This is a genomic window from Flavobacterium johnsoniae (genome assembly GCF_001879205.1).
In the GTDB taxonomy this organism is placed as follows: domain Bacteria; phylum Bacteroidota; class Bacteroidia; order Flavobacteriales; family Flavobacteriaceae; genus Flavobacterium; species Flavobacterium johnsoniae_A.
In genome coordinates this window covers 66,954-86,024 of sequence record NZ_MLFK01000011.1, presented here as the reverse complement: position 1 = coordinate 86,024, position 19,071 = coordinate 66,954, and the positions used below count along the sequence as shown (strand labels likewise).

Below are 19,071 nucleotides of genomic sequence, written 5' to 3'. Positions count from 1 at the left end.
GAATTATTTTTTATTAGTTACTTGGGCAACTTTTGTTGATTTTTCCGGCTGAATCGCTTGTCCATCCTGAAGTTTGTCAATACCGCTTAACACGATTTGATCACCCGTTTTTACACCTTCTTTTATTAAATAATTGGTACCGCTTTTACCTACAACCGTGATAGGCATTTTGGTTACTTTATTGTCTTTACCTACAGTGAAAACAAATACTTTATCCTGCATTTCTATTGTAGCTGACTGCGGAACCAAAATAGCATCGTCGTGATTTAAACCTAAACGGATTCTACCTGTGTTTCCAGAACGAAGCGTTCCGTTTGCATTTGGAAAAGTCGCTCTAAGTGTAATCGCACCTGTAGTTTTATCAAACTGACCGTCGACCATATCGATTTTTCCAGTTTTTGGATAATCAGTGTTGTCAGCCAAAATCAAATTAACAGGAGGTAATTTTTTGATTTTATCGCCTAAAGAATTTCCAGCGTATTTTGATTTAAAGTTGATGAAATCTGTTTCGCTCAAAGAGAAATAAGCAAAAACTTCATGAACATCAGAAAGAGTTGTTAAAGGCTCAACATCAGAAGCAGAAACTAAACTTCCTTGTTTTTTAGGCAGTCTTCCTATGTAACCGCTTACTGGAGCTGTCACATTAGTATATCCTAAATTAATTTTAGCAGAACCTACCATAGCTTTTGCCTGTTCAATATTTGCTGCTGCAATTTTTTGAGAAGCTTTAGCTGTTTTTAGCTGATAATCAGAAACTACTTTGTTTTGAACTAAAGGCGTCAATTTATCAACTTCCAAATTTGCATTAATCAAAGCCGCTTCTGCAGCGTGAAGACTTGCCAAAGCATTGTTTAACTGCTCACGAAATGGACGCTCGTTTATTTTGAATAAAGTTTGTCCTTTACTTACATAAGCACCTTCGTCAACAAAAATTCGGTCAAGGTTACCGCTTACCTGCGGGCGAATTTCAACATCAACGGTTCCTTGTATAGCAGCAGGATATTCAGCGTCAGTTGTTGTATTTGCACTTGTGATAGCCAATACAGGTAAAACCGGTGGAGGCGGAGCAGTAGGTGCCTGATTTTTATCGGCACAGCTGCTTAATACTAGGGCCAGAATAAAACTGGTTATAATTACATTTTTCATTTTATTGGTTTTAATTGGTTGAACATTTTCTCGTTTAAAGATTTTAGGTATTCTGGCATTCTCGGGATTCATATCTAATTAAATTAAATTATCTAACGTTGTTAAGTAAATGTGCGCAAATTTTCATACAGTAAGTCCTCTTCAGTTCTTTTCTAAATCAGTATTAAATTATCTAACGATGTTAAGTAAAGGAGTAAAAAAACTCGATTTTACCTTTATTAAATTTTCTAACAGTGTTAAGTTAAGGTTATAAAAAAAAGGATTTTATGTTATCCAGATTAAATTATTTTACACTGTTAAGTAAAAATTGAAAAAAAATCTACTGTATTGATTTGATGATACCACCAATGGCATCCTTCAAAATTTGAGCATTTATAGTTTCTAAAATATCACTTTTGTTAATGATGTTTATGGCGATTAAACCATGAATAACAGAAAAGAAAGTAAAATATTTTTGTTTAATGATATCTTCACTAGGATTGCTGTCTTTCATTACTTCAGCAATAACACCGGTGAACAATTTATAAGGTGCTTCCTGAGCCGAACATCGCTGTGCGCAGCAGGTCATTTGAACACCAAACATCAGTTGGTACATTTCAGTATTAGTAAAAGCGAAGTCCCAGTAAGTCATCCACATGGCTTCTAACTGATCTTCAGGTTTTTCAAATTTGTCTATAGCAATTTGCAATTCTTTAGTCAGCTTGATAAAACCTTTGCCTGTCAGTTCTTCTAATATTGCTTCTTTATTCGAAAAGTATTCATAAATAATAGGAGCAGTATATTCGATTCTGTCGGCAATTTTACGCATACTCAAACCATTCCAGCCTTCTTCTTTTACGATATCATAAGCAGCGCCAAGGATGTTGTTCCTTGTCTCTTCTTTTTGTCTTAAAATTCGATCTTTGCTAGCCATTATATTCGAGTATTAAATTGTTTAACACTGTTAGGCAAATGTATGGCGGTTTTTCTAATTATGAAATATTTTTATCATAATATTTTCTTATCGAATCATAGAGAGTACTAAAATACTAGTAAAATAAGGTATTTCAAAAGTTTTTTTGGTTTTGAAAATTTTCATTTTAAACAAAATTCGAATCAAATTGACATGATTTTAAAGTTTTTTAATTTTGAAAAAAGTCTAATTTCTCACTGAAGAATAAAATTTCAACCAAAATTTTGGCAATTGTTAAAATAAACAAGAGAAATAAGAGCGATGATTATCGATTATTTCATTCCTCGAACGTTCATTTCTATTGTATAAACACTTTTGCCAGCAGTAATAAATAAGGTTTTAAATTTTTTTCCTCCAAAACAAACATTAGCTGTCCAAGGTTCGGGAACATCAATATGAGATATTTTTTCTCCTTGTGGATTGAATATGGTAACTCCTTTTCCGCATAAGTAAATATTTCCCGACTCGTCTATTGTCATTCCATCTGAACCTGAGTCAGCAAAAAGCTTTTTTTTACCTAAAGAACCATTACTTTCGATCTTATAAGAGTACGTTTTATTTCCCGCTATATCCGTAACGTATAAGGTTTTTCCATCCGAAGTTCCAATAATGCCATTTGGTTTCACAAGATCATTCTCAACATTGATAATTTTGGATTTATCCGGAGATAAATAGTAAACGCATTCTTTCTCTATTTGTTTGGAGGTATGGGTCCAGTAATCCCTTTGGTAAAAAGGGTCTGTAAAATAGATACCACCTTTTGGGTCAACCCAAAGATCATTAGGACCATTCAGCCTTTTTCCTTCGAAGTTGTTTATTAATACAGTATAATTTTTGTTTTTGTCTATTTTCCAAAGTTCATTTTTTTCATCGGCGCAAGCCAAAAGATTGCCTTTGTGATCAAAATACAAACCGTTAGCTCTTCCTGCATTTTCCATAAAAACAGAAAGTTCACCATTAACCGACCATTTCATAATTCTATTATTAGGCTGATCAGTAAAATAAATATTTCCTTTTTTATCCGAAGCAGGTCCTTCTGTAAAACTGAATTGATTTGATATTTGTGTGAGAACTGCGCCTTTTGCTATTATGGAATGGCTTTTTTCTTTTGATGTCTGAGCGTATATAAAATTTGTAAAAGTTAAAGTAATAAGAAATAAAAAGTATGATTTTATTTTAAGTTGGAATGGATTCATCATAAATAGGTTTAAAAGTTGCTTTTGAAGCATTTTCAAAAGTAATTTTTATTTTTGATATTCAAATTTCTCGTAGTTGAAGATTTTTTGGAGAATATGATTTTAAAGATAAAAATTAGATTTTTATTTTAATCTCAATTTATCAAAAGCATTTTTTCGTAACATTACAATAAAAAAATGAAAACGCTAACCATCCTAAAAACTACAATTACTGTTTTATTTTTCCAGCAAAGCTTTTGTCAGGAAACCAAAAAGGAAACGGAACAACCGCAATACACTATCGAAAACTGTGTCAATCATTTCGAATTAGATAAAGCCGTAAAAACTAAAGCAGGTTATCAATATTGGTTTGGAGATAAAAACTTCACTCAGGAAAACACACTCAAAATGAGTATTGTTGAACCTGGAAAATCAACTCACGCACCGCATCATCACGTGGAGGAAGAATTTTTCTACATCCTCGACGGCACAGCCGAATTTTACCTCGACGGAAAAACCAAAACTGCCGGACCAAACACCAGTTTTTACTGTCCTTCCAATATGGAACACGGAATTAAAAATGTGGGAAATACTGATTTGAAGTATCTGGTTATTAAGAAGGATTTGAGATAGTCAAACTGATGGCACTTATGCTGTGCAAAGTTTCCCGACTTGAACAGCCGGGGACTTAACGACAGCGAATAAACGAAATAAATCGCAAACGGAACGCTGCAATTTATTACTTCAAAATCACAACTTCTTCTGGTACGATAAACAATAAAGTACACCCCGTTCTTGAAAATACAGAATGCGTGCTTCCCGGCGGCATATACAAGTAGTCGCCTGCTTTTAGTTCGTCTTTTCCAGAGCGCACTTCGCCTTCGAGAACGAAAATTTGTTCTCCTGCGGGATGAATGTGATTCGGATAGGAAGCGCCGGCTTCAAATTTTAATAAGAAAGAAGATGGTCTTTTTGCCTCTTCGTCATAACATAAAATTTTGCCTAAAATACCGTCTGTATTTATCCCTTCTTCAATTAGAGGTTTCCAATTAAGTTCGCTTGTTTTTGTGATTTGTTTTTCCATTTTTATTGATTTTTAATTAGTTATTTTTGCTGTTTTTAGAAAGAATCTGGTCTAAACTCCATTTGTATTCGGGAATTGTATACAAAAGAAAAGAAGCCATAGAAAATGTAAATACCGAATAGTCTAAAGGATCTTTTAATCCGAAAGAGTAGGTCATGGCAAGTGCAAATGCAAATGTTAGAATTGAAGCGCCAATTGCGGCTGATTTGGTTTGATAGCCAGTTAAAAGGAGTGAGGCTAAAGTTGCTTCCAATATTGTGGCAGTTATGGCAATGAATGGAATAACTCTTTTCGGGAGAAATGAATTTACTTTTTCGGTATAAGTTAAAAAACTTTCCCAACCCGAAGAGTACTCTCCCCATAATCCCAACCTGCTTAAAACGGCGGATAAAAAACCTGCTCCAAGTGCAATCCGTAAAAACAAAGCGGCATAATCCTGATCTCTTTTCATAAACTATTTTATTAGTAATTAATCAGATACAAAGATCAGGCAGTGGTTCTCTTTAAAGAATAGACAATCTTGGAAAAAGCATGTAATTAAGTTTTTGTCTGCTTTTTTTAACACAGAGAAACATAGATTTTGTTTTCTTTAAAAAAGGCGTTTCACTTGTTTAAGTAAACATATCTGTGTGTTGAGAACTAGTTTCTCTTTTTACATTCTTTTAAAATGTATTAAAGCCTGTTTACAAATTATCAACCGTTTTTTCTTTAAAGAACTTTGGAGAGGTATTGGTATGCTTTTTAAAGAAGTTGGAAAAATAAAAAGGATCATTAAAACCCAAAGCATAAGCGACTTCTTTTACTGATAATTTTTCATAAGTAAACAATCTTTTTGCTTCAGAAATAATCAATCCAAAAATGATATTTTGAGCAGTTTTATTGCAATGCAGTTTAGAAAGTTCGTTGAGTTTGGTTTCGGTTGTTCCAATTAAATTAGCAGCTTCCGTTACCGAAAGATTCTTTTCGAAGTTTTGTATTACGGTTTCCAGAAACTGCAGGAACAAAGCATCGGGTTTGTAGATTTCATCTCCGCGGTTAATTTTGGTTCTGTTAATTTCGATTAAAATCAATTCGATCCGGCTGTGAATGGAAATTAAATATTGATATGGTTTTTCGTGTATTTCTTTTCCAATTTCTTCTAATTCCTTAATAACGATTTGGGGATTATCCACTTTAATCATTTCATTCATTGCAAAATGGCAGAACAATCCGTTATGGAAAATAAGTTCCATGTCGTTGTCATCTTTGCAGAAGAAAGCATAAGTAAATTCGAGAACAAATCCTGCAGCATTTTGTATGTTTTTAAAGTAATGAATTTGCCCGGATGTAATCGTTAGAACACAGTTTTCGGTTAATATAAATTCATTTTCATCAACAGAAACTGTCGTTTCACCCGATGTGCAAAATACAAGTACATATTTTAAAACACGTCGCGGATTTTGTAAATCTGCTGCTTCACTAAATGTTTTTATATCAATCATTTGTTTTGGATTTAAACACAAAGTTCGCAAAGTTTTTAATTGCTTTGTTTCCTTTGCAAAAAAAAAAACTTGCTATTGATAATTATCGAAAATTGCTTTAAACGAAAAACACCTCTAAACAAAAAATGTCTAAAGGTGCTTTTCTCCAATTTATATATGTAAAATTAAGATTCTGTATTGCTCAAATCTTTTTTGCGGTATACCAGATAAAATACCTGCGGTAAAACCGTTAGTGATAAAATCATACACGTTATTAATCCGCCTACGATCATGATGGCTAAAGGTTTTTGGACTTCAGATCCCATTCCTGTAGACAGTGCTGCAGGTAGTAAACCTAAAGATCCCATAAGTGCAATCATTACAATAGGGCGAATTCTGCTGTGGATTCCGTGTGAAATGGCATCTTTTAAATGCATTCCGGCTCTCATATTTTCCCTAATCATGCCAATGAGGACAATACTATCGATGGCGCTTACTCCAAAGAGAATAATAAATCCAATTCCGGCTGATATTCCGAATACGGTTCCGGTTACCCAAAGTGACAGGAATCCGCCAATAAAAGCATAGGGCATGGCGCTTACAGCTACTAAGGTATCTTTAAAATTACCGAAATTAAAATACAACAGACATAAGATAAGCACTAAAACAACAGGAACAATCATAGCTAATTGTTTCGAGGCTCTTTCTTTACTTTCAAATTCTCCTGCCCATTTCATTATATTTTCTTTTGGAAGTTTTACTTCTGCAGCTACTTTTTTCTGAGCTTCATCAATTGTACTTCCAAGATCTCGTCCTTCAATACTAAATCCTACGGCAATATAACGGCTGTTTCCTTCGCGATAAATGAATGTTGGACCCGTTTTGTATTCGACAGTTGCAATTTCTTTTAACGGTACTTTTTTTCCATTCAGGGTTGGAATCAGAATGCCTTCAATTTTTTCTTTTGAGTCACGATATTCTTTTTCGAAACGAAGCGTGATATCAAAAATCTTTTCGTCGTCGTAAAACTTAGTAGCCGCTTGTCCGCCGATAGTCATTCGGATAACAGCTTGCGCATCGGCAGTCGTAATTGCGTAACGTGCCATTTTTTCGTCATGAAGCTGAATTCTCAATTCGGGTAAACCAATGTTTTTATAGACATTAATATCTTCAATTCCTTTTACATCTTTGATCGATTTGGCAACTTTTGCCGCCATTTCTTCCAGTTGAAAAAGATCATTTCCGAATATTTTAATCACCAGCGGACTTTTTACCCCGGCAACATATTCTTCGACGTTATCCTGAATTGGCTGGCTGAAACCGAATCCGATTCCGGGATAGACATCGAGTTGTTTTTTGATCTCGGCAATCAGTTCTTCTTTGCTAATGTTTCGTTTCCATTCGTCCTGATGTTTGAGTTCGATATGAAATTCAATATTAAAAAAACCGGTTGGGTCTGTTCCGTCATTTGGTCTTCCGGTTTGGGTCAGTACAAATTTTACTTCTTCAAACTTCCTTATTTTAGCTTTCATTTCTTTGGTCAATCTTACCGATTCATCCAGATTGATGCTGTTTGGCAGCGTGGCCCTGACATAAATGGCACCTTCATTCAGCTTCGGAATAAATTCAGATCCGTAAAAAGCAAACTTGGTACAGCAGATTGCTAATAAAGCTAAGAATGCATATATAGTTGCTTTACGATGTTTGGTGCTCCATCTAAATAATTTATAAAGGTTTTCTCTAAAGAAGCGCGAAATCATATTTTCTTTCTCGACAATATTTTTAGTCAACATTACTTTGCACATTGCCGGAACGTAAGTAAGGGATAAAATCAATGATCCTAACAGCGCATAACTTAATGTAAAGGCGAGGGGAGAGAACATTTTTCCTTCTACTTTGGTGAAAGAGAAAATAGGCAGTAAGGCCACAATTAAAATGATTAAGGCGAAGAAAATATAAGTGGCGACACTGCCCACACTTTTCTTGATCAGTCCCATTTTACTCATGTTGTTAAAGCGTTCCATTCCTACTTTATGCGCTTTCTTTTCGAGCGACACAAAGACCTGTTCGACAATAACTAATGTTCCTTCGAGCAGTAATCCAAAATCAAGGGCTCCCATCGAAATTAAATTGGCCGGTAATCCCTGAATTCGAAGCATTACAATGGCAAACAAAAACGAAAGCGGAATTACAGAAGCCACAATCAAAGATGTTCTCCAGTTGTAAAGAAAAATAAATACGATTAATGATACCAGTAAAATACCTTCAACAAGATTTTTGGTAACGGTTTTTACGGTTGTATTGACCAATTCGGTACGGTCTATAAAGGGAATTATTTTTACATTATCGGGTAAAACTCTTTCGTTAAGTTCAACAAGACGATCTTTAAGTCTTTTGATAACTTCTCCCGGATTTTCACCGCGCAGCATTACCACAATTCCTTCTACAACATCATCCTGATCGTCCAGTCCAACTTGTCCTAATCTTGGTTTTGCGGAGATCGAAACTTCGGCTACGTGTTTTACCAATATGGGCGATGATCCTTTGGTTTCAATCAAAATATTGCCAATATCTTCGACTTTATTAATTAATCCAACACCGCGTACTACATAAGCCTGATCGCCGCGCTGAATAACATCGCCTCCAACATTGATATTGCTTTTAGAAACGGCTTCGTATACATCTAAAGCCGAAAGGTTGTAATTTTCAAGCTGCGTCGGATTGATTTTGATTTCGAACATTTTTTCTTCACCGCCAAAACTTACCACATCGGCAACACCGGGAACAGCGATTAATTCTCTTTCGATTACCCAGTCCTGAATGGCTTTGATTTCTTTAATCGGTAAATCACTTTTAATAACATATCTGAATATCTCACCCGTTGCTCCGGATGGCGGTTCGATATCTACATCGGCACCTTCAGGAAGATCCAGTCCGTTAAGACGGTTAGAGGCATATTGCTGTGCGTAAAAATCCTCAACATCATCATCAAATAACACGGTAACCACCGATAATCCGAAAAGCGAAATCGAACGTACTTCGGCTTTTTTAGGAATGGTGTTCATTTGTTTAGAAATAGGAAGTGTGATGAATTTTTCTACTTCTTCGGCACTTCTTCCCGGCCATTGTGTAATGATTCTTGCCCTTGTATTGGTTACATCGGGAAAGGCTTCAATAGGCGTATGGATATAGCTTACTATACCGGCGACTAGTAATATAGCTGTCAGGAAAAAAACGATGAGGGAGTTTTTTAGCGAGAAAGCAACTAAACCTTGTACAAATTTTTTCATGTCTTGTATTGTGTTTATCCGTTTTAGGGATAATTAGTTTTTTAATCTTTCGTGAATCAAAAGCTGATTTTGGGTAATCACCATTTCACCTTCTTTAACTCCTTTATCAAAATAAACCCAGTTGTTGTTTTTGATTACCGGATTAATTTCTCGGGTTTCGATAGTGCAGTCGTTTTTATAGACTAAAATATGATCGCGATTGTTGTCAAAAATGACGGCTTTTGCGGGAACAGCCGCTAACATATCACCGCCCAGGCTTTTATCAATAATGATGTCTGCTGTCATTCCGGGTTTTAGTTTCAGGTTTTTGTTTTCCATTACAATTCGGGCTTTCAAAACGTGTTCATCGGCATCAAAAACTTTAGCAAGCATTTTTATTTTTCCTTTAAAAATTTCTCCCGGATAGGCTGGTGTTGTAACATCAACGGGCATATTTTCGCTTACATTTTTTAAATTGCTCGTATATACATTCACCAGAACCCAGATTTCTTTTAAGTCAGAAATTGTAAAAAGCGGATCGCTGGAATCTGTAATCTGCATTCCCGGACTAATATTTTTGTCTACAATATAACCTTCTGTAGGCGCTTTTATTAAAAAAACCGATCTTTCGCTGCTGGCGCTGAACATGGCCAGATTTGCTCTTACATTTTCCAGTGAAGATTTTAAAACATCGAGTTCGCTTTGTGCCTGCATCAAGTCTTTTTGTGAAGCAATTCCATCTTCAAACATCGATTTAACCGATTGTAAATTACGTTGTGCCACCGCAATTTGCGATTGAAACGATTTACTTTCAGACTGCATGCTGTTTAATTCGGTACTTTTGATCTCGGCTAAAACCTGTCCTTTTTTTACATAATCGCCCAGCGAAAAGGTAGTTTTGGTTATAATTCCTTCAACAAGACTGTTAAACTGAACAACGTGATCGCCGTTATATGTAATATTTCCCGTTAAGTTTATAGATTCGCTCACGGCACGTTTTTGCACCGGCTCAATTGTAATTTTTTCTTTTAAGTTTTTATCGATGCAAAACTTTTCGTCTTTAGTCTCTTTTATTTCTTCTTTTTTGCCGCATCCGTAAACGAGCATTAACCCAAGCATTGGGAGTAAAATAAATTTCTTCATTAGGTTTGTTTTTATTTTGAGATTATCAGTACCGTATTCAATTGTTTTAATTGACTTCTTCTCCTGTTATGTAGCGCAGTTCTTCGAGGTTTTTATTCAGGTCTTTTTTAGAATTAAGCAGGATCGATTTGTTGTCTAAATAAGCATCGACAAAATCCAGATATTCGAGCATGCTGGTATTTTTCTGCATGAAGTTTTTACGGTAAGCTTCTAAAAGTTTATCCAGGTCTCCTTCATAATCTGCCTCAACACTTTCATACAATTTTTTGGTTGCCAGTAAATCTTCATACGATTGCAATACCTCAGATTGTATGCTGATGGTTTTTTCATCTGCCAATAATTTCCCCTGATCAATGGCCAGTTTAGCGGCTTTGATATTTCCCTGATTTCTATTAAAAAATGGTAGATCAAGAGAGAAACCAACCCCCACGAAATCATTCATTAAACTCGCTCCGCGGTCATAACTTACGCCAAGTGTAACATCAGGCGTTCGCATGGCTTTTTCGTATTTGTACTTGTTGTCGTTATATTCATTTCCGAGTTTAATGACTTTCATATCAGGTCGGTTTTCTACGGCCGAAGCCATCAGATTTCCTAAGTTGATGCTTTCTATATTTTTACTATCGGGAACGAAACCTTCATCGGTAAGTTTGATAAAGTTTGCAGCAGGTAAATTCATTAAAACTTTAAGCTCTTTCTGCAAAGCATTGTTTTCCTTTTGCAAATCACTTATTTCTTTTAAGAATTGAAGTTCAGCAGCTTTTAATCGAATATATTCTCCTTTCCCTACATTACCCTGTTTTACCTGATTTCCGTAAGCTTTAAGTAAAGTCTGCATAGCAGAAAGCTGTTTTTGATAAATTGCCTGCTGCGCCTGATTGTACTGCAGTTCGGTAAGATTACCTCTGAATTCGATTTTTAGATTGCGCAGAAAAGTTTTGAAATATTCTTTGGCAATATCAACTCCCACTTTTTCCATGGCAATTAACTTTTTACGTTTTCCGGCTGTTTGAATCAGCTGTTCTAATTCGGCCGTAACTTGCGAAGTTTTACCAAAATTTCCCCATAATGGAGGAAGTTCCTGGGCCGTTGCATTGTTCCAAAGGTTGATTTCGCCGATAGTAAGCGTAGGATTGGGCCATAATTTTGCCTGAATAACCTGTGCATCGGCCATGTCGATATTCAGTTTTTCAGAAATAAGAGAAATATTCTTATCCAGAAACAAAGCCTCGGCCTGAGTTCTGGAAAGTACAATAGTATCGTTTATTGCACTAAGCTGCGCCGCACCTTTGTGCGATACAATAACGAGCAGGGTTAAAAGTATACGTTTCAAATTAAGTTGTTTTTAATATACCGCAAAGTTATCTGCGGTATATTAGCCCTTAATTTGATGTGTGTTATAAGACGGTTAGAGCAGCATTAGAAAACGATTAGAGTGGCGGAAACAGTAAGGTTACCGTGGTTCCTTCGTCTTTTTTGGATGTAATGCTAAAATCAATATTGTTTTGCTTGAAGATGATATTGGCCAGAGAAAGACCCACGCCGCTGCCTTTTATATCTTTTACATTTTTACCTCTGTAAAAGGTTTGTTTTATGAAAGTTAAGTCCTCTTCGCTAATGCCGCTTCCGTGGTCTTCGATTACAATTTTCAGTTGATTGTTTTGCTGAAGCAGGCTTATTTTGATAGGATTTCCGTTAGAATATTTTACGGCATTTTCTATAATATTGTACAGAGCGATTTTAATTTCGTTGCTGTTTCCTTTTATAGAAAGCAGTTTATCGTTTTCCACTTCCAGAACGATTTGTATTGGAGCATTTTTTAAATCGTAAATCTCAGGTAATTGATCGTTTATGTCCCAAACTAATTCATCGACCCTAAAAATTTCATTGAGTTCTGTATTGTTTCTCAAACCCGAAAGCATCATCAAAGTATTCATTGTATCTTCGATCTGATAGACATTTTCCAGTACTTTTTCAGACATTTCTTTGTATTCTGCACTTGATCTGTCTTTTTGTGCAAACACTTCCAGATTTCCCGAAATAGCAGTTAAAGGCGTTTTAAACTCGTGTGAAACATAATTGATAAAGTTTTTCTGGATGATAAAAGTATCCGATAAACGCTTAAATAAATTATTGTACGTTTCTACCAATTCCTGAATATCATCTTTTGTATTTGGAGAAACAATCTGACGGTCAAGAGACGAAGCCTGAATTTCGTTTACCTGATTGATAATGTTTTTTATCGGACTGTAAGCAAGATTAGAAAGTACACGGCTCACTATATAAATAGTAATTAAACCAATGATTAAAACCATAATCATGATAAGCTGCAAACGATCAGTCATGGTTTTAAATTCGACATCATTTTTTTTTACGAAAACCACAAAATCTCCCTGGTTGTCGTGATAGTAACTTCCAAAATAAAAATGATGTCTGGATTTAAAATGCAGTTTTCTGTTTTTCCGAATGTAATCCAGTCTTTCTGTATTTATATTCGAATCTACTTTTTTGTCACCATATACAATCTGGTTTTTATTGTTGTAAACACGCGTTATGATTTCAAGAGAATTTTCCCTGAATTGCTGGCCAATTATCAAATGCTGGTTTTCGGGCAGTTCATCTTTCTCGAGATAGAAAATTCCGGTGAGCAGACAAGTTTTTTGAAGTTCGTTATAAACAATCTTTTCCGAATAATTGTAGAAAGAAAAATACGTGATAACGGAAGCAATGACAAAGACAACGCTGAAAGTAAAAGACGATATTAAAGTAAATCTATTGCGTATTTTCATAACTCTTCTTTAAGCATATATCCTGTTCCTTTTATGGTATGGATAAATTTATGATTCTGCTCAATTTTGTTTCGCAGATAAGAAATATAGACATCAACAACATTCGTATTATTGTCGTAATTAATGCCCCAAACAGCATTTAGTATCTGCGTTCTCGGCATTACTTTATTTCTGTTTTCTAATAAAAATAAAAGCAGTTTGTATTCTCGTGGCGATAAATCGATGAGGTTATTGTTTTCGGTAACCTTATGCTCTTCGGGATTTATGGTTAAACTTCCTAAAGTATATAAGATTTCTACTTTGTCATAGTTAAATTTTGTTCTGCGGGTAAGAGCGTTGACTCTCGAAATTAATTCCTTAAAATGAAACGGTTTTACCAGATAATCATCGGCACCGGAATCTAATGCATTTACCTTATCATCAGTATCGCTCAAAGCGCTGAGCATTAAAACGGGCGTATGATTTTTTTTAAAACGCATTAGTTTTACAAGCTGAATGCCGTCGATTCCCGGAAGCATAATATCCATTAAAATAATATCCCAAATCTCCTGTTGGATGAGGTCTCTCGCAATCTCGCCCGTTTCGGCCAGATGCACAGTAAAGTTGTTTTCCTCTAAACCTTTTACTATAAATTCGCTGATGCGTTTATCATCTTCAATGAGTAAAACATTCATAAATGGTATAATTATAATGGTTGCTGTGATTAAAACGGAAATGTTTTAATCATCTGATAAATTGTTTTCAAAAAAAGGAATATCAAAAATAACATTTATTTTTTGAACCATACAATGTCATAGAAGTTATTGAAGTTTTTAATTGAATTGCCTTCAGCTTTAGCTGGAGGTTTGAAAGATTTGCATCCTATAGGGCTTTAGCCAAAAACACGTGTTTTTTGACTAAAGCCATTTTGTACTTGATCAAATGAATCTCCATCTAAAGATGCAGGCAATTGATTTTTTAAATTAAAATGTGTTTTTTAAATCTGTAAAAGAGAAGCCGAGCGACATAATTTATATAAGCATTTCTTTAGCTTTCATGGTATAAAATAGTAATGTAAATTGACCTGAATCTTATATAATTATAGTTTAATTTTTAATAAAAACTTGCTATTCAATTAATTAACTTTTATTAAAGAAAGGTTTAACATAGTGCGTTTTCGCTGGCTGTCTGAAATACCTAATTTTAGGTAAATCAAAATTAATAACGTTTAAATATTTAAAATTATGAAAAAGAATATCGCCATATTAGCAACAAACGGATTTGAAGAATCAGAATTAGCATCTCCAAAAGCCTATCTCGAAGAGCAAGGGTGGAACGCAGATATCGTCAGTTTGAAATCTGGAACTATTAAATCCTGGAAAGACGGAAACTGGAGCAACGAATATAATGTTGATGTCGTTTTAGATCAGGCAAATGAAGCCGATTATGATGCGTTGGTTCTTCCGGGAGGAGTTATAAATCCTGATTTATTGAGAAGAGAAGAAGCTGCAGTAAATTTTGTCCGTTCTTTTTTTGAAAGTAAAAAACCAGTAGCAGCTATTTGTCACGGACCTCAAATTTTGGTTGATGCCGATGTTTTGCAAGGTCGAAAAGTAACTTCGTTCTTCTCTGTTAAAAACGATTTGAAAAATGCCGGAGCACAATGGGAAGACTCAGAAGTTGTCGTAGACAATGGATTAGTAACCAGTCGAAACCCGAATGATTTGCCCGCTTTTAATAAAAAAATGGTGGAAGAAATTAAAGAAGGAATACATGAGCGCCAAAGAGTCTAAAAAAGAAATTTCTATTTAGATTTATCAAATTAAAAAAAGCAAGATCAATTTTGGTCTTGCTTTTTTTTATTGAATAGCCCCTAGTTTTAACTTGGAAATTAAAAGGTTCAATAGTAACAAGGCTTTAGCCAAATGCGTATTTTGGCTAAAGCCTTTTCCAGCTTTATTTATACCTCCAGCTAAAGCAGGAGGCAATTGATTCTTTTAATTAATTGAAGATAGGACTAAAATATTAAGACAAGTAAACTGCATTTTAGCCCTCGCCGTAATGCGACAACACGAAACCCTCCAAATTGGATTAACAAATTTTGAAGACAATTATTTTTGGCTCAATGAATTCGCGGAGATCTTGAATCCTTATTTGAGTGAGGAGTAAGGTTTATAAAATGGAAAAACCTCGATTTTTTGGGATCGAGGTTTTAGCTATTGTAGAGCTACCGACTATCAGGTTATTCTGTAGCCATTGAGTCTATACTTATAGCCATAGTATCAACTCCTTCTGAACTATTTTCATAGCTATTTATTTCATCATTATTAAATGCTTTATTTACTTTTTCAGAAAGAAAAACATTTCCAAATAGACCGTATCCAATACTTTTGCTCTTACCTTGCCATGTAATTTTAGTAATTGAAAATAGTATATAATTATCTCGAGTTACAGAATTCTCAATTAACTTTTCTGCCAATGAACTTCCAAACAAAATTCCTAATTTTTCCATATCAGAACCATTTTCTGATATAGAATTCTGAACAACTTGATTTATTACTGATTTTACAGCTTGTTTATGTTCTTCACTACTTGGGTTAGTTAAAACTGCAGCCAAAATGATAACAGCAAAAACTATAAGTATAATATTCGATTTTTTCATAATATTTTTATTTGGTTATCATTTTCCAGTAAAATAAGACTTCCATTTCTGGAAGTCTTAAAATAAACAATAAGCTGTTATGCATATCGAATTAACTTCCATGTTACAGCTTTGTTGTTGTAAGGAGGAAATTGATTACCCTTAGCTAAAGGTATAGTTGTTGATGGAGAAGATTGTGCTTCCCAAACTCCTGATTCAGGACATGTTTCACCGGTTTTGCCAGTCGTTCCTAATGGTAATGCCATAATTTAAATAATTAAGGGTTAATAATTAGTAAACTTAAAACCAATCATTATCTAATTATTACGGAAAACCTTCTTTTAATTATTTTTATAAGATAATTTATTTTAGTTAGATTATTTGGTGCTTTCGAGTCCAAGTGAGGTGTTCGTATTAACAAGAAGCAAACAGGGGGTAAAATTTATAAATGTAAAAATCTCGATTTTTTGGAATCGAGATTTTAGTTCTTATAGATAATTGATTGATTACTTTGCGTGCACGGATTGAAAATCCGCGCTATCGTTGTGGAGATATAACTGCGCGATCGCGTTGCAAATACGCGTTGTCAGGTTGTAAGCATTATTTATTCTAATTGTTTTTTTAAAAAATGAGTAATTTTTATGAGATTTTGGTCGTTATTGTCAAATAAATAATCAACAATCATTTCCACAATTTCATCTCTGTTTTTATTTCGGGCTCTTAATTCATTATCTAAGTATTTATAAAATATTTTCCCATTATCATCTCTTTTTATTCCATTTTCATTCTTATATTCTTCTATTAAACTTGACAAACTTTTTTGTTGAAATATAAAATCATTCAAAATTCTGAAAAGTTTTTTGTCAACATTTTCAATTAGGTGCTTTTTTAGAAATTTTTCTAAACTTTCTATAGGAAGGTAGTTTAATGGGATATTATTATTATAATTTCTTTTAGCTATATATGCATTCGCTTCGACTTTTACATCACCATCAAGAATTATCATTATTTTTGAAGTTTTACCAATTAAATTGCTATTAACAACCTCTTCTGCTAAGTCAATGACATTACTATAGCCACCGCAAGGTAAAACATGAATAAGTCTATTAGATAGTAGATTATATTTTTTTAATATTCTATTAATTATAGATTTTGCTAAGTCATCTTCAACTAAAAAAACGGAATCATATCCCGAATGATCATATAATATTCTAGTAGCATATGCTGGATAACAGGGATTTAAAATTTCAAGACTATCATCAGAATATCTTTCAAGAAAAAAAATGTTGTCAGGTTTAATACCTCCAATTAATTCAATTGAATGTGTTGAAAAATATACAGCATAGTTAAATTTGTTAGATAAGTCCTTGAGAAAATTTATTAATCTTTTTAGTGAAGATGGATGTAAGGCAAGTTCTATTTCATCTAGAAACATTAAACAAGGTTTCATTAAACTAGCTCTGTCGTTGTTTCTAATAAATATTGAATTTAAAATACTGACCATTAGATTTTCACCTGTTGACATATGAAATTGGCTAACTCTCTTTTCACCTTTCTCATAATAGAATATATCTCTGTAAAAATTAAACTTGCTATCAATATTTTTACCCTCTAAGATATATAATTTCTCATAAAAATTTTTATTATTTTGGAGAATTATTCCAAGGTTTTCTTTTATAAAATTTGGAGCTTCTGCAAGCTTCGTATTATCAATAAAATCTAATTTTTTAAGTGTTTCAAAATTTGTATTCCTAAACCTGTTTCCGAAAATTAATGAACCTTCATAAAATCCTTTAATAGACATTTTTCCTTCCGAAGATTTTTTCCAATTCGTTTTTTCTTTAAACCAAGCCCTCTTTGCTCCATTAAGTTCAAAATCAATTCTGGCATCCTCGTCTGTTTTTCCAAAATAATCATTCATCGGCATTGTGAAAAATACACTTGAAGCACAGGTCACAACTGTACTTTTTCCCGACCCATTTTGACCTGTAATTGCGTATAATCCTTTTTCAATGGGCAATGAAATAGTAAGATTCTTAATGGATTTGATTTTGTTAATAGTAATGTTTAATTTCATACGTGTTTTTTATTATGTCTTTTCGAATGTTTCCTTCTTACTTTTTCGTCAAAAATATCAATTTACAAATCTCCACAACCACGTATTTTTACCTGAAATCATTAAACAAAAAAACAGCCCCTCAAAAAAGAGGAGCTGTCCTTAGGCAAATTTTAAATTTGCATTCCTAAGAATGCGTACAGTTTTTGGTAATCTACTAAAATGAAGACTTAAACGCAGGTTATTCGTTTATGACATCGCCTTCCTTAGTTTCTTCGCTGGCAATTTTCACCAGTTTATCTTTCGGGTTTAAATCGCCGAAAATTTCGATTTTATCGTCGATTTCTCTTCCTTTTTTAATTTCAACTCTTGTAGCTTTATGGTTTAGAACTTTAACCACGTATAAACCTTCTGCAGAACTCACTACCGCCGATTTTGGAACTACATACGTGCTGTCTTTTGCGTTAAGCGGTAATAAAACTTCGGCAACCATTCCGGGAAGTAAGTTTCCTTTGGTGTTGTGAACGTCCATTTCGACTCTTTCAGAACGTAGTTTTAAATCTAATGCGCCGGACATTCTGGTGATTTTAGCTGTGAAAGTTTCCGGTAACGATTTTACATTAAAACTCATTTCGTCGCCTGGGTGTAAATATCCGGTATACAATTCCGGAACAGAAACTGCCAGACGTAATTTGCTTTGCTCCTGAATCGTTAATAAAGGCAAATCAGAGCCTTTTCCTGCTGGGCCTACAAATGTTCCTAAGTTTACATTTCTGGCCGCTACAACTCCGTCAAAAGGCGCACGGATTTCAAGGTAGCCTCTCATGATCGAAACTTCTTTGTGTGCCGCAATTGCTGCCTGGTATTGTGCGTAATCAGAATTCTTTTTACCGCTTGCCATTTCCAAGTCGTTTTTAGAAATCGTTCCTTCAACCTTGCTTGTTTCATACAAACGGTTGTAGGTGCTTTTGCTGGTTGCGTAAATCGCTTCCATCGATTTCAGTCTCGATTCGGCAGCTGCTAATTGCGAACTGATTTCAGGTGCTTCCAAAACAATTAAAAGTTGTCCTTTTTTTACTTTCGTTCCAATATCAACTTTTAAGACTTTTACGAAACTGCTTACTTTAGCGTATAAATCTACTTGTTGAAAACCAGTTAATTCAGCTGGTAAACGCAATTCTGTCGTTAGTTTTTCTTTTTCTAAAAGAAACGTTTCTGTTTTAGGTTCGATTTCTGCCTTTACCGTTTCTTCTTTTTTCTTTTCGCAACCGCTTAATACAACTAATGCTGTAAATAATAATGCAGATGATTTTATAATGTTACTTTTCATTTTTTGGTTTTATATAATGAATATGTTTAACTCTTTGGGATTAATTA

The 19,071-nt window shown here is 34.2% G+C and carries 17 protein-coding genes; 2 read left to right on the top strand and 15 right to left on the bottom strand.

All coding sequences use genetic code 11. From position 1 onward, the window contains the following. Nucleotides 1-3 precede the first annotated feature (3 nt). From BKM63_RS21105 to BKM63_RS21095, 3 genes are all read right to left on the bottom strand, one after another. Entirely contained in the window at nucleotides 4-1,218 is a 1,215-nt protein-coding gene (locus BKM63_RS21105; RefSeq protein ID WP_071638569.1) for an efflux RND transporter periplasmic adaptor subunit, read from the bottom strand. 247 nt (nucleotides 1,219-1,465) lie between these two features. Then, entirely contained in the window at nucleotides 1,466-2,059 is a 594-nt protein-coding gene (locus BKM63_RS21100) for a TetR/AcrR family transcriptional regulator (RefSeq protein WP_071638568.1), read from the bottom strand. Nucleotides 2,060-2,370: 311 nt separating this feature from the next. Then, a complete protein-coding gene (locus BKM63_RS21095) occupies nucleotides 2,371-3,297 on the bottom strand; it encodes an SMP-30/gluconolactonase/LRE family protein (RefSeq protein WP_242661208.1) in 927 nt (308 codons plus the stop codon). 174 nt (nucleotides 3,298-3,471) lie between these two features. Between BKM63_RS21095 and BKM63_RS21090 the strand changes: the two genes are divergently transcribed. Then, a complete protein-coding gene (locus tag BKM63_RS21090) occupies nucleotides 3,472-3,906 on the top strand; it encodes a cupin domain-containing protein (protein ID WP_071638566.1) in 435 nt (144 codons plus the stop codon). Between the two features lie 106 nt (nucleotides 3,907-4,012). Here BKM63_RS21090 and BKM63_RS21085 read toward each other — a convergent pair whose 3' ends face one another. The 8 genes from BKM63_RS21085 to BKM63_RS21050 form a co-directional block, all read right to left on the bottom strand. Next, nucleotides 4,013-4,357, bottom strand: a complete 345-nt coding sequence (locus BKM63_RS21085; protein WP_071638565.1) for a cupin domain-containing protein — start codon at nucleotides 4,355-4,357, stop codon at nucleotides 4,013-4,015. A gap of 16 nt (nucleotides 4,358-4,373) precedes the next feature. Continuing rightward, nucleotides 4,374-4,808, bottom strand: coding sequence for a DoxX family protein (locus BKM63_RS21080; RefSeq protein WP_071638564.1), 435 nt, complete (start codon nucleotides 4,806-4,808; stop codon nucleotides 4,374-4,376). Nucleotides 4,809-5,040: 232 nt separating this feature from the next. Next, nucleotides 5,041-5,838 (bottom strand): helix-turn-helix domain-containing protein, encoded by a 798-nt coding sequence (locus BKM63_RS21075; RefSeq protein ID WP_071638563.1) that lies wholly within the window; start codon nucleotides 5,836-5,838, stop codon nucleotides 5,041-5,043. Between the two features lie 164 nt (nucleotides 5,839-6,002). Beyond that, complete coding sequence (locus BKM63_RS21070; RefSeq protein WP_071638562.1) at nucleotides 6,003-9,107, bottom strand: efflux RND transporter permease subunit; 3,105 nt, start codon at nucleotides 9,105-9,107, stop codon at nucleotides 6,003-6,005. A 33-nt stretch (nucleotides 9,108-9,140) separates the two neighbouring features. Continuing rightward, a complete protein-coding gene (locus tag BKM63_RS21065) occupies nucleotides 9,141-10,229 on the bottom strand; it encodes an efflux RND transporter periplasmic adaptor subunit (protein ID WP_071638561.1) in 1,089 nt (362 codons plus the stop codon). 46 nt (nucleotides 10,230-10,275) lie between these two features. Further along, nucleotides 10,276-11,562 (bottom strand): TolC family protein, encoded by a 1,287-nt coding sequence (locus BKM63_RS21060; protein WP_071638560.1) that lies wholly within the window; start codon nucleotides 11,560-11,562, stop codon nucleotides 10,276-10,278. Between the two features lie 97 nt (nucleotides 11,563-11,659). Next, nucleotides 11,660-13,018, bottom strand: a complete 1,359-nt coding sequence (locus BKM63_RS21055) for a sensor histidine kinase (RefSeq protein WP_071638559.1) — start codon at nucleotides 13,016-13,018, stop codon at nucleotides 11,660-11,662. Further along, a complete protein-coding gene (locus tag BKM63_RS21050; RefSeq protein WP_071638558.1) occupies nucleotides 13,015-13,692 on the bottom strand; it encodes a response regulator transcription factor in 678 nt (225 codons plus the stop codon). The genes BKM63_RS21055 and BKM63_RS21050 overlap by 4 nt, the downstream gene beginning before the upstream one ends. 549 nt (nucleotides 13,693-14,241) lie before the next feature. Between BKM63_RS21050 and BKM63_RS21045 the strand changes: the two genes are divergently transcribed. Beyond that, complete coding sequence (locus BKM63_RS21045) at nucleotides 14,242-14,790, top strand: type 1 glutamine amidotransferase domain-containing protein (RefSeq protein ID WP_071638557.1); 549 nt, start codon at nucleotides 14,242-14,244, stop codon at nucleotides 14,788-14,790. A gap of 449 nt (nucleotides 14,791-15,239) precedes the next feature. On the opposite strand, the gene BKM63_RS21040 is transcribed toward BKM63_RS21045, so the two are convergent. From BKM63_RS21040 to BKM63_RS21030, 4 genes are all read right to left on the bottom strand, one after another. Further along, entirely contained in the window at nucleotides 15,240-15,659 is a 420-nt protein-coding gene (locus BKM63_RS21040) for a DUF4359 domain-containing protein (RefSeq protein WP_071638556.1), read from the bottom strand. 77 nt (nucleotides 15,660-15,736) lie between these two features. Next, nucleotides 15,737-15,904 carry a hypothetical protein gene (locus BKM63_RS23730; protein ID WP_017495593.1) on the bottom strand — a complete coding sequence of 56 codons (168 nt, stop codon included), beginning with the start codon at nucleotides 15,902-15,904 and terminating at the stop codon, nucleotides 15,737-15,739. A gap of 338 nt (nucleotides 15,905-16,242) precedes the next feature. Then, nucleotides 16,243-17,715: an ATP-dependent nuclease gene (locus tag BKM63_RS21035; protein ID WP_071638555.1), complete on the bottom strand. Its 1,473-nt coding sequence runs from the start codon at nucleotides 17,713-17,715 to the stop codon at nucleotides 16,243-16,245. Nucleotides 17,716-17,935: 220 nt separating this feature from the next. Then, the gene (locus BKM63_RS21030; protein ID WP_071638554.1) at nucleotides 17,936-19,024 is read right to left on the bottom strand and encodes an efflux RND transporter periplasmic adaptor subunit; all 1,089 of its coding nucleotides are present in this window, start codon (nucleotides 19,022-19,024) and stop codon (nucleotides 17,936-17,938) included. Nucleotides 19,025-19,071 lie beyond the last annotated feature (47 nt).